Source organism: Clostridioides sp. ZZV14-6150, from assembly GCF_020657875.1.
Taxonomy (GTDB): Bacteria; Bacillota; Clostridia; order Peptostreptococcales; family Peptostreptococcaceae; genus Clostridioides.
Genome location: NZ_JAGWDA010000003.1, coordinates 241,592 through 253,953 on the forward strand (window position 1 = coordinate 241,592; position 12,362 = coordinate 253,953).

12 protein-coding genes are annotated in these 12,362 nt (G+C 29.9%); 9 read left to right on the forward strand and 3 right to left on the reverse strand.

The genetic code is table 11. From position 1 onward, the window contains the following. The first annotated feature begins 3 nt into the window (after positions 1-3). Genes KGF41_RS05855 through KGF41_RS05870 form a run of 4 tightly spaced genes read left to right on the forward strand, consistent with a single transcriptional unit; the run spans position 4 to position 2,819 of the window. On the forward strand, positions 4-747 hold the full coding sequence (locus tag KGF41_RS05855; protein ID WP_227827511.1) for a BtpA/SgcQ family protein: 744 nt from the start codon (positions 4-6) through the stop codon (positions 745-747). Further along, complete coding sequence (locus KGF41_RS05860; protein WP_227434498.1) at positions 747-1,217, forward strand: PTS sugar transporter subunit IIB; 471 nt, start codon at positions 747-749, stop codon at positions 1,215-1,217. The genes KGF41_RS05855 and KGF41_RS05860 overlap by 1 nt, the downstream gene beginning before the upstream one ends. Before the next feature lie 17 nt (positions 1,218-1,234). Then, entirely contained in the window at positions 1,235-1,993 is a 759-nt protein-coding gene (locus KGF41_RS05865; RefSeq protein WP_227827510.1) for a PTS mannose/fructose/sorbose/N-acetylgalactosamine transporter subunit IIC, read from the forward strand. Continuing rightward, the gene (locus KGF41_RS05870) at positions 1,977-2,819 is read left to right on the forward strand and encodes a PTS system mannose/fructose/sorbose family transporter subunit IID (RefSeq protein WP_227850197.1); all 843 of its coding nucleotides are present in this window, start codon (positions 1,977-1,979) and stop codon (positions 2,817-2,819) included. The genes KGF41_RS05865 and KGF41_RS05870 overlap by 17 nt, the downstream gene beginning before the upstream one ends. 66 nt (positions 2,820-2,885) lie before the next feature. On the opposite strand, the gene KGF41_RS20855 is transcribed toward KGF41_RS05870, so the two are convergent. Continuing rightward, positions 2,886-3,017 (reverse strand): hypothetical protein, encoded by a 132-nt coding sequence (locus KGF41_RS20855; protein WP_255611337.1) that lies wholly within the window; start codon positions 3,015-3,017, stop codon positions 2,886-2,888. 506 nt (positions 3,018-3,523) lie between these two features. Between KGF41_RS20855 and KGF41_RS05875 the strand changes: the two genes are divergently transcribed. Both KGF41_RS05875 and KGF41_RS05880 read left to right on the forward strand, forming a co-directional pair. Beyond that, positions 3,524-4,756: a cytosine permease gene (locus KGF41_RS05875; protein ID WP_227827508.1), complete on the forward strand. Its 1,233-nt coding sequence runs from the start codon at positions 3,524-3,526 to the stop codon at positions 4,754-4,756. A 13-nt stretch (positions 4,757-4,769) separates the two neighbouring features. After that, the gene (locus KGF41_RS05880) at positions 4,770-5,576 is read left to right on the forward strand and encodes a nitrilase-related carbon-nitrogen hydrolase (protein WP_227827507.1); all 807 of its coding nucleotides are present in this window, start codon (positions 4,770-4,772) and stop codon (positions 5,574-5,576) included. A 122-nt stretch (positions 5,577-5,698) separates the two neighbouring features. Here the strand turns inward: KGF41_RS05880 and KGF41_RS05885 are convergent, their stop codons facing one another. Next, positions 5,699-6,568, reverse strand: coding sequence for a LysR family transcriptional regulator (locus KGF41_RS05885; protein ID WP_227827506.1), 870 nt, complete (start codon positions 6,566-6,568; stop codon positions 5,699-5,701). Positions 6,569-6,739: 171 nt separating this feature from the next. On the opposite strand from KGF41_RS05885, the gene KGF41_RS05890 reads away from it, so the two are divergent. The 3 genes from KGF41_RS05890 (at position 6,740) to KGF41_RS05900 (ending at position 10,540) form a co-directional block, all read left to right on the forward strand. Further along, complete coding sequence (locus tag KGF41_RS05890) at positions 6,740-7,801, forward strand: DUF917 family protein (protein WP_227840494.1); 1,062 nt, start codon at positions 6,740-6,742, stop codon at positions 7,799-7,801. 266 nt (positions 7,802-8,067) lie between these two features. Beyond that, positions 8,068-9,003 carry a DUF1177 domain-containing protein gene (locus KGF41_RS05895; RefSeq protein WP_227842603.1) on the forward strand — a complete coding sequence of 312 codons (936 nt, stop codon included), beginning with the start codon at positions 8,068-8,070 and terminating at the stop codon, positions 9,001-9,003. Between the two features lie 109 nt (positions 9,004-9,112). Further along, positions 9,113-10,540: a cell wall-binding repeat-containing protein gene (locus KGF41_RS05900; RefSeq protein WP_227856456.1), complete on the forward strand. Its 1,428-nt coding sequence runs from the start codon at positions 9,113-9,115 to the stop codon at positions 10,538-10,540. A 361-nt stretch (positions 10,541-10,901) separates the two neighbouring features. On the opposite strand, the gene nhaC is transcribed toward KGF41_RS05900, so the two are convergent. Further along, positions 10,902-12,344: a Na+/H+ antiporter NhaC gene (gene nhaC, locus KGF41_RS05905; protein WP_227827502.1), complete on the reverse strand. Its 1,443-nt coding sequence runs from the start codon at positions 12,342-12,344 to the stop codon at positions 10,902-10,904. Positions 12,345-12,362 lie beyond the last annotated feature (18 nt).

Genomic DNA, 12,362 nt, shown 5'->3' on the forward strand with positions numbered 1-12,362 from the left:
TTTATGGACAATAAGGGAATATTATCAGTTTTTAAAAACAAAAAGCCAATTATAGCAATGATACACTTAAAGGGAGATACTTCAGATGATATTTTTGAAAGAGCTAAAAAAGAAATTAGTATCTTAGAAGAAAATGGTGTAGATGGAATAATGTTAGAAAATTACTACGGCAATTACTATGATTTAGAAAGAATACTTGAATATGTATCAAAATCCAATTTATCAATACCATATGGAGTAAACTGCTTAAACATTGATACTATGGGATTTGAACTAGCAACAAGATATAATGCAAGATATGTACAAGTTGATTCTGTAGTAGGTCATGTTAAACCTAGAGATGAGGCTACTTTAGAAGAATTTTTCAAATTACACCGCTCAAAATGTCAAGCTTATTTAATTGGAGGGGTACGTTTTAAGTACCAACCAGTTTTATCAGAAAATACTGTTGAAGAAGATTTAAAAATAGGGATGACAAGATGTGATGCTATAGCAGTTACAGAAAATGCCACAGGGCAAGAAACATCAATGGAAAAAATAGAATTATTCCGTAAAAATGTAGGAGATTTCCCTTTAGTTATTGCAGCTGGAGTTACATTAGAAAACGCAAAAAAGCAACTTGAAATAGGGGATATGGCAATAATAGGAAGTTACTTCAAAGATAATTACCAAGACTTTGGAGATGTTAGTGCAGAACACGTAAAAACATTTATGGATGAAATAAAAAGAATTAGGGAGGAATTATAATGATTAAATTAGTAAGGGTAGACCACAGACTTATACATGGACAAGTAGCATTTACATGGACAAAGTTTTTAAATACAGATTGCATACTAATAGCAAGTGATGAATTATTAAAGGATGATTTAAGAATGGCAGGGCTTAAAATGGCTAAGCCATCTAATGTCAAACTTGTAATGAAAAGTATAGCAGATTCTATAAAAGCACTTAATTCAGGTGTTACTGATAAATACAATCTTTTGATACTTTGCGAATCTGTAGAAGATGTTTATAGACTATCTAAAGAAGTTAAATCTATTAAATCAATAAACCTTGGTGGAACAAAATCAGATGATAATCGTGAAAATATATCTAAGGCAGTTCATGTATCAAAGGATGATATAAACATGATTAAAGAATTAGATTCAGAAGGTGTAAATGTATTCGTACAATTAGTTCCTGATGATGATGCTACAAATGTAATGAAATTAATATAATTTTTAGGGGGATAAAAATGGAATTTACACAAGTTATTCTAATAACTCTAATTGCATTCTTTGCATATATGCATTGTTTTGTAGGTTCTACAATGCATAATAGACCTATAGTGGTTGCACCGCTTGTTGGTTTAGCACTAGGAGATTTACGTACAGGTATAGTAATAGGGTCAACATTAGAACTAGTATTTATGGGTGCATTCCCAGTTGGAGCAAGTAATCCTCCTGACTTTGTATCTGGTTCTATTATTGCTACGGCATTTGTAATATTAACTGGTCAAGATGTATCCGCAGCAGTTGTACTTGCAGTTCCTATAGCAACTTTAGTATTACTTATAGACAACTTCTTAATGACAGTAGTACTTACATGGGGAGCTCATCTTGCTGACCGTTATGCAGAAGATGGTAACATTGAAGGTGTAGAACGTATACAATTATTATTTGGTATAGGTAATAAATTAATACTAGCAGTAATAGTAGGTATAGGATTCTCATTAGGTGTTCCAGTAATAGAAAAGATACTTTCATTTATACCATCATATGTAATTCATGGTATGGATGTTGCAGCAGGCGTGATACCAGCAATAGGTTTTGCCATGTTAGCTAGAATGATGCTTAATAAGAAAACGATAGCATTCTTATTATTAGGATTTATAATGGTTGCTTATTTAAAAATAACAGTAACAGGAGTTGCATTATTTGGATTAGCAGTAGCTCTAATATATGTTAACTTTGTAGGAGAAAAGGAGGTAGTAGTGGATGACAACGAATTCTAAGAAATTAGAAACAATTTCGCCAGATAGCAAAATAACAAGAAAAGACTTTTGGAAATGTTTTAGAAGATCTCTAACATTAGATTCATCTTGGAACTACGAACGTATGCAAAATATAGCATATGCATATATGATGGCACCAATAATCCGTAGATTATATAAAGATGATAAAGAAAAAAAATCTCAAGCTTTAAAAAGACATCTTGAATTTATGTCAGTTACACCTCATATAAGTACTCTTTTAGTTGGTATATCTGGAGCTATGGAAGAAGAAAATGCAAAGAATGAAGAATTTGATGCAAAGAGTATAAATGCTGTTAAGTCAAGTTTAATGGGACCAGTTTCTGGAATAGGAGATTCATTTTTCTGGGGAACATTAAAGCTTATAGCAGCTGGAGTTGGTATAGCTTTAGCTTCTCAGGGGAATATAATGGGTCCAATTTTATTTCTTCTAATAATAAATGTTCCTCACTTTATTATTCGTTATATATGTCTAGATAAAGGATTTAAGTATGGAACTCAATTTTTTAAAGATGTAAGTGGCTCAAATATAGTCTCAAAAGTTATGGAAGCAGCATCAATGCTAGGGCTTATGGTAATTGGAGGTATGACTGCATCTAATGTAATACTAAAACTTAGTGTTAATGTAGGTAGTGGAGAATGGGCAGAACCTATTCAAACTTACTTAGACCAAATAATGCCATGTATGCTTCCAGCTATGATATTTGGAATTATGTATTGGTTACTAGGAAAAAAAGTCAAGACAACTACGATATTAATTTCAGTTATGGTTATTTGTATAATATTAGCTGCAGTTGGGGTAGTATAAATAAAATTATGAATATGATTTTTGATAATCTTTTCTACAATTGAAACCTATAAAGGGGATGTCGCACTAAAAAATAGGCGACTCCCTTTTTGAATAAAAAATAAATCCAAAAGAATTACTAATTTTATGCCCATAGTGGCAAGCACCTTTTTCTTTTTTATCTATTAAAGTTATCTTTATCTTTGGTCTTTTAACCATAATCTTACACATCCTTCTTTATATTTATATTCACTATAACAAAAATACTATATTTAAAAATTTTATCGTGAATTTGTTTTTAAGTAAATTTTGTTTGAAAAACTATTTTTATAGTAATAATCAGAAAATTTAGACTAAATTTCATTAGTAAAGTTGTAATAAATTCACTAAAAATAAGTTAGAATAGGTGAAATTAGAAGTATTTATAAGCGTTTATAAAAAATATTTGAGAATAAATTATATGTTATAAAATTTTAATAAAAAAAGTATAATTCTAATAAAACTGAAATAAATTTAAAATATGTGTGAATAGTCTAAATTTAAATAATAATTTTAGACCATTTATCTATCTATAACTTAAATTATATCAAATTGATAATAAACTATATATTATACTTTTTTGTAGAGTAGAATTATAATTATAGAAAGAAAAAAAACTATCAAGCATGAAAAAAATGTAGAAAAAAGTAGAAAAGATTCTTTTACAAAGAAAGGGAGGGATAATCTTGCAAGAGAGAGAAGAATTAGTTTTAAATCCAGTTCCAAAAGAGGAAAGAGTTGGATGGTTAGCTCCATTATTTAATATGCTTGGCTCTAATATAGCCATATCAGAATTAATGGTTGGAGGAACCTTAATTTTAGGAATGACTCTTTCCAATATGATTATTACATCAATTATAGGGAACTTAATATTAGTCGCAATTATTATGATACAAGGTTATATTGGTTGCAAAGAAGGGTTAAATACATATGTATTAGCTAAGGGGGCATTTGGAGAGATAGGTGGAAAATATCTTATATCTCTATTGCTTGGAATAACTAGCTTTGGTTGGTTTGGTGTACAAGCAGGAGTTGCTGGATTATCAGTACAAAAAATATTTCCAAGTGTAAACTTAACACTAGTCACAGTTATACTTGGATTATTAATGGTAGTTTTTGCTTTGTATGGTTTTAAGGCAATGGCTAAGTTTAATTACTTAGTTATACCACCACTTATAATATTAATGGCTTGGGGAGTTTTTAAAGCTTTTTCTACTTATGGAGTTGAAGCCATTTACAATTACACTCCTCAGACAACAATGAGCATGGTTGAAGGATTAAATATGGTTGTTGGTCTTATCATAGTCGGTGCGATTATATCACCTGACCAATTAAGATATACAAGAGGAGTAAAAGATATTTGGATAATTGGTTTTTTAGGATTAGGTATTATTTCATTGTTCCAACAAGTTGCAGCAGGTGTAATGTCTATGGGTGCTCCTACTTGGGATATAACAGAAGTATTGGCTAATTTAGGGTTTGGATGGATAGCATTTGTTATTTTAATACTTGCATCTTGGTCAACCAATGTATCAAATGCCTATTCTGGTGGATTGGCACTAAAAACTATTTTTCCAAATGTAAAGAGAAATGTATTAACTTTGGTTGCAGGTCTAATAGGTACAACAATAGCAGCTACTGGTATAATATTCAAATTCCAATCATTCTTATCTTTCTTAGGAATAGCAGTTCCAGCTATAGTAGGAATTATGTGGTGTGAATATTATTTTATACAAGGAAGAACTTATAAACACAGAGAAGGAATAAATTGGATTGCAGTAATAAGTTGGTTGATTGGTTTTGCAGCATCATATTATACTTCAAAAATAAGTTTTTTAATACCACCAATAAATGGAATCGTAGTGAGTATGATTCTTTATTATATACTAATGAAATGTTTTGGAAGTAAAGATAAATAAAGGGGGAATTTGTATGAGTCGCAAAGTGAAAATAGGTATAATTCAACAACATAGTGTACTTGGAGATGTTAAAAAAAATATAGAAAAAGCAGTAGATATGATAGATGATTTAGGAAATCAAGGTGCAGATATTATTTGTCTGCCAGAATTATTTGCTACAGGATATAACTTAGAATATTTAGGCGGAATTAAAACATTAGACCTAATAAGAGAACATAACAAATACATAGAAGAATCAATGTCAGAAGCAGCTAAAAGAAATAATGTATACCTAATATCTCCATATGGAACTTTAGAAAAGGACTCTACACATGTTTTCAACTCAGCTGTTATATTCGATAGACAGGGTAATCTGATGGGGGAATACTGTAAAAATCACCTATGGTCATTGGAAGCAGTATACTTTAAAGCAGGGGAAAAAGTAAATGTATATGATGCAGACTTTGGTAAATTTGGTGTGATGATATGCTATGATGCAGGATTCCCAGAAGTTGCTAGAGAATTGACATTAAAAGGCTCTGAAATAATATTTATACCTTCTGCATGGAGAATACAAGATGAAGATATGTGGGATTTAAACGTATCTCAAAGAGCTTTAGAAAATACTGTCTATACAGTAGGAGTGAACTTAGTAAGTAATGACCCTAATTTGATACTGTTTGGAAAGAGTAAAATATGTAATCCTAGAGGAACTATAATAAATCAATTAGATACATATAGAGAAAAATATATATTAGAAGAGATTGACCTAGATGAAATAGAAAAATATAGGAATGATATTCCCTACTTAAAGGACAGAAAAAATAGTTACAATATATAATTTTACATTATATGTTAAGGTACAATTTCGATAAAAAATAAAAATAGGAGGATATGTCAAACGTTAAAGATAAAGTTATTAACTCTGTTTGATATATCCTCTTTAATAATACCAGCTTTGGTTTAAAGATTTTTGAAATAGTTTATAAGAAAGTCTTTAAATAATAAGACTGCTTTAGATGCATAATTCTCACTAAACCATGAAAGATTTAAATATCTTTTAAATTCAATATCTTTTATATGTAATAGTTTAATTTCAGGGTCTCGAGATAAGCCCCATGATTTTCCACATATAAATCCAACTCCTTGAAGTGATTTTATAAGAGCATAGATTGTATATGGAGAATCGGATTCAAAGGCTATTTTTGGCTTGAAATTAGCTGATTCACATAATATATCTATTATTTCTCTGTAATTTTCACCTTTAGTTATAACGATAAAGTTTTCGTCTGAAACTTCATTTAGATAAACCCCATCCTTTAAGGATAGAGAGTGGTTTATTGAAACTCCTAATAATATTTCCTCACAGGTTAATGTTATATTATTTTCTGAGTTTAATTTTGTAAATGAAGAAGATATATACAAATCAAAATCACTTTTCTTATAAGAAGATGGTAGAGTATGTGAAACATTAAAGGTAATATTAGGATATAGTTTTCTAAAGTTACTCAAAAGTGGTGGTAATACATTAGCAGCTGCTGTAGCTAATATTTTTACTTCACCAGAGTTTTCTAAGGAAATATCTTGTAATTCTTTCTTTGACATTTCTACTAAATCTAAAATACTATCCACCCTTTTTAGAAATAATCTACCGTACTCATTTAGTACAATATATCTTCCTTTTCTATCGAATAACTGAACTCCAAGTTCTTTTTCTAAAGAAGATATGGTTTTACTTAAAGCTGGTTGTGCTATGTTTAGTTTTTGTGATGCTTTTGTTATGTGTTCCATTCTAGCGACAGTTTGAAAATACTTAAGATGCAATAAATCCATAATATAAAATACACCTCTTTTAATATAACTTGAATTATATAAATTTGATAATTAATTATATATTATACATTATAATACAAAGCTTGTATAATAAACTATAATATATCATAAAGTTATTTAAATAGTTACTAATATATTTACATAATCTAACTAATAAAGGAGATATTTAATATGAAGTTAACTAAGGAAATATTAGAATATGCTTTAATAGGAGGTACAATTTTAGGTGGAGGAGGTGGCGGTGCAAAGGAAAGTGGAAGAGATATGGGGGAATATGCCTTACAATATGGGTTTCCAGAGCTAATAAGTATAGATGAATTACATGATGACGCAATTGTTTTAAATGTATCTGCAGTAGGAGCTCCAGCAGCACCACTTAAGTATGCTGATAATGATGATTATATAAACACAGTCAAAATATTTATTGATAAACTAGGATTAGATATACAAGGTATTATTACTAATGAAAATGGAGGGTGTGCAACAATAAATGGATGGCTTCAGTCTTCTGTGCTTAAAATACCACTAATAGATGCACCTTGTAATGGTAGAGCCCATCCAACAGGCCTGATGGGAAGCCTTGGATTACATAGAGATAAAACATATAAGTCTTATCAAGCTGTGTCTGGTGGAAATCCAGAACTTGATAATCATATAGAGGGATTTGTAGAGGGTTCTTTAAATAAGACAGCAGGACTTGTTAGACAGTGTGCTGTAGCAGCAGAAGGACTAGTTGCTGTAGCTAGAAATCCTGTAAAAGCTTCTGTTGTAAAAGAAAATGCTGCTATAGGAGGCATAAGTCATGCAATAGATTTGGGTAAAGAGTTCTACTTAGGTTTAGAAATATCAAAAGATAAAGCAATAAACAACGTTGTCGAATTTTTGAATGGAGAGGTAGTTTCAGAAGGAACAATAGAAACTTTAGAGTTAGAAACTACAGGTGGATTTGATGTAGGTAAATTGATTGTAAATGGTTATGAGGTAACTTTTTGGAATGAATATATGACAATAGATAAAGACAATAATAGAATAGCAACGTTTCCAGATTTAATTATGACTTTTGATAAAAACACAAGTATGCCTGTTACATCAGCAGAAATCAGAGAAGGGCAAGAGATAGTTTTAATAAAAACTTCTAAAGAAAATTTAAAACTTTCAATAACAATGACACAAGAAGAATTATTAAAAGATATAGAAGATATATTAAATAAAAAAATAATTGGAGTTAATTAGGATGTGTAGTAATTTAATTGATTGAAGAATTAAAATTAATTAAATTTAAAGAGCAATACAATACCTATAAAATTATAAATAAAACAAATACTTAGGAAGAAGTTTATAAAAATAAATAAGATATGAAAGATTATAAGAAAAAGTTTATAAGAGCTCAAATAAAATAAGTGAAACAATAGGAAAAAGTTTATAAAGATATAAATAAAAGGAAAAATATTTACACAAAAATTATAAATAAAAGAAATAAAATTGGATGGTGAGCAAATATGATGTTAAAACAAATTTTGGAAGTTTATGATATTATTGATAGCGCAGAAGTAGATGGAGAATGTGTAAAAAAATATTTGGAAAGCTATGGTGGGAAGAATATATTAGTAAAAACTTTAAGTACGGAAAAAGGGTCTACTGATTTAGTAAAGTTTACAATACAAGGTAAAAATGGAAAATCATCAGGAGGAACAGCTAAGACATTAGGTGTCTTAGGAAGACTAGGAGGTATTGGAGCGAGACCAGAAATGATAGGTATGGTTTCTGATGCTGATGGAGCTTTAGTAGCAATAGCAGTAGGAGCAAAATTATTGGACATGCAGAATAAGGGAGATTTTATTGATGGAGATGTAATAGTTTCAACTCACATATGTCCAGATGCACCTACTAAAGAACATAAACCAGTTCCATTTATGGATTCTCCAATTGACATGAGAACTATGAATGAAAACGAAGTTGATTTAAGTTGTGATGCTATATTATCAATAGATACAACTAAAGGTAATAGAGTTATAAATACAAGAGGATTTGCTATATCTCCTACAATAAAAGAAGGATATATTCTAAAAACAAGTAATGATTTATTAGATATAATGCAGACTACTACAGGAAGGCTTCCTTATGTATTTCCTGTGTCAATACAAGATATAACTCCATATGGAAATGGTTTATATCATATAAATAGTATTCTTCAGCCAGCTGTAGCTACAAAAGCACCTGTAGTAGGAGTTGCTATAACAACTGAGACAACAGTTGCTGGATGTGCAACTGGAGCAAGTAATTATTCTGATTTAGAAAGTGCAGGAAGATTTGTTGTTGAAGTAGCAAAATACTATAGCAGTGGAAATTGTGAGTTTTATGATGAGCATGAATGGGATATTCTAATGAATAGATATGGAAGCCTAGATAAGTTTCAAACTTTTGGAGAAGAATAAAGTTGTATTTTATTGATGCTTTAGAATAGATGATATAGGTTAAATTATTGTGATATAATATTTAGAGTAAATAAAAATTGTAGATACAATAATTTTAGGGGGAGTTAATATGAAATTAACAAAATCAATATCATCAGTATTGTGTTTATCTCTAGTTTTAAGTTTATCATCAATATCATATGCAAATGAAATGGGAAGAACGGCAACAGAAAATACTTTAATAGGAAAGGATAGATATCAGACAGCTATTGAAGTAAGTAAAGAAGGTTGGAGTAGTGCAAATGAAGCTATAATAGTTAATAGTGAATCTATTGTAGATGCATTATCTGTTACACCATTTGCTAAATTAAAGAACGCTCCAATACTACTTACAGAAAAAAATAATTTAAATTTGCAAACTAAGAAAGAATTAGAAAGATTAGGTGTTAAAAAAGTTTATATAATTGGACTATCTGGTTCTGTATCAGACAATGTACAAAAACAACTAGAATCTAATAACCTAACAGTTGATAGAATTGGTGGTAGTGACAGACATCAGACAGCTTTGAACATAGCTAAAAAGATAGAAGGTTTAAAAGACATATCAGAAATAGCTGTGATAAATGGATATACAGGTCTTGCAGATGCAGTTAGTATAGCTTCTGTAGCTGCTACTAATGGTATGGTTATACTTCCAGTTTCTGATGCATCTGGAGTGTCTAGTTTTAAGGATTTTATAGCCTCTAAAAATATAAGTAAGTCATACATAATAGGCTCTACTAATGCTGTATCAGATAAAATAAAACAAAGTCTGCCAAATTCAGAAAGAATAGGTGGAGCAGATAGAAATGAAACAAATGGAAAAGTAATAGAAAAATTTTATACATCAAATAATTTAGATAATGTATTTGTAGCTAAAGATGGAATGAAAAAACAAAATCAACTTATAGATGCTCTAGCAGTAGGTGTATTAGCATCAAAAGAAAATTCTCCAGTACTTATAGTAGGAGATAAATTGAGTGCAACTCAAAAGAGTATATTTACAAATAAAAAGGCGGCTGTTATAATTCAAGTTGGTAGTGGTGGAAATGAAAATGCATTTGCAGAGCTAAAAGATTTACAAGAGAGTAGTACTGGTAAGACAGTAATGTATGTAGCTAATACAGATAAAGTAAATGTAAGAAGTGATGCTACAATAGAAGCTTCTGTAGTAGGTTATCTAAATAATGGTGATGAAGTAGAAGTTTTAGAAGTACTAAAAACGGGATGGGTTAAGATAAAATACAATGACGATATTGGATATGTCAGTGGGTCTTATCTAACAAATAATAAACCTAATAATAATAGTGAAAATGTTAAGATAAAATATGTAAAAGAAAAAGATGGTCTAAATGTTAGAAAAGGACCAAGTACGGAAGATGAAAAAATAGGACAACTTCCATATGGAAGTAAGGTAGAAACTGTAGAAATGTTTGCTACTGGATGGGTAAAAATAAAATATAATGGTGGATATGGTTATGTAAGTAATGATTACCTATCTGATACACCAGTTATCTAAACTTATAGATAATAAATAATAAAGAGACTGTCTTAATATTAATGGCAGTCTCTTTATTATTATGAAATGTTGATTTTAATAATGATTTCTATTTTGATAACTTAATTCTAGGAGTTATTATTGTAGATATTATTAACATACAAATACTTAAAATCCAATGTTTAATGCCAAAATTGAATATCAATAGATTTATCCCTGCAATTGTAAATAAACAGTATTTAATTAGGATTAAAATTGTATTTATTGAAATCCCCTTTATCGATATTATTTTAAAACTGAGAATGGTCATTCGAAGCCCTATAAATGCCAATAATACACCTATAATATCTTGGATTAAGTAATAGTATTTAAAATGCATATTTTAATCAACTCTTCTCTGCATAGTAGTAGATATTTCTAAATCTTCTATTTCATCATCTGTATATGTAAGCATGGTAAAACCTGTGACACCATAAATAAATGAAATTATAGGCGTAATCCAACTTAGAAAACAATATGGAATAAATTCAAGTGGACTTACACCAAGAGTTTGGGCACAGAAAACAGCATTTGAATTCCATGGTATTAATGGACCGCCAAGGGTTGCTGTATCTTCTATAATTCTAGATAAATTTTGTGGTTTTAGCCTAAATTCCTTATATATTGGGGACATTAAAGTTCCAACAAATACCGATGTGAACATCATGGATGAACTAAATGCATTTGCAAAGTAGCTTACTATGAAAGTAGAGCCAACTAACTTAGTTCTTGATTTTCCTATTTTATTTATCATTGGTTGAAGTAATACTTCTAAGAATCCAGTTTTTTGGAGAATTCCAGCAATAACGAAAACTACAAAGACTAGTAAAACGGTTTCAGCCATACTCATTATTCCACCACGATTTAATAATTTATCAGCATAAACAAATCCTGTGTCTATAGTAAATCCTGATAACATATAATTTAAGACATCACCTATTTTTTCTCCTTCTTGAATTACAGCTATAATAAGCCCCATAATAGCTGAACTTAATATAGATATAATAGGAGGCTTTTGTAACAATAAAAGTAATAATAAGAATAGTATTGGAATCATTGCTACTAAACCAATATGAAAGTTTGAATTTAATACATCTTTGATTTGATTTATTTGAACATAGTCAATAGTATTATTTGAATACTTAAGCCCAATTACAGTGTACAAAACGATACATATTATATATGCAGGTCCTGTTGTGTAAACCATGTGTTTCATATGAGTAATTACATCTGTTTTACAAACCGCAGCAGCTAGATTTGTAGAGTCGGATAGAGGAGACATTTTATCTCCAAAAAAAGCACCGGATATGACTGCACCAGCTGTTAAGCCAAGGGGAATACCCATACTAGTACCAATACTCATCATTGCTATACCAGACGTTCCAAGTGTTCCCCAAGATGTACCAGTAGCAACAGAAGTAAGTGAACAGACTATTAATGTTGTAAGTAAAAAATACTTAGGTGTTATTATTGTCAGACCACTATATACTACTGTTGGGATTGTACCAGCAGCTATCCAAGCAGCTATTAGTACCCCAACAGAAAGTATAATTAAATTTGATTGAAAGGCATCTTTACCAACTTCAAATCCAAAAGCTTCTATTTCTTCATTAGTATAACCAAGTCTCATAGCTGCTGGAACTACTATAAGCCATGAAAGTAAAAACATTGTAGTTATAGAAGCTTTAAATAGAACTATACCAACCGATGTTAAAGCTATTATCGCAAGCATTACTAATAACGAATATCTAAATGAAGGTCTTTTTCTTTCTGTACCTATTTTCATAGCGCAAATTCTCCTTAA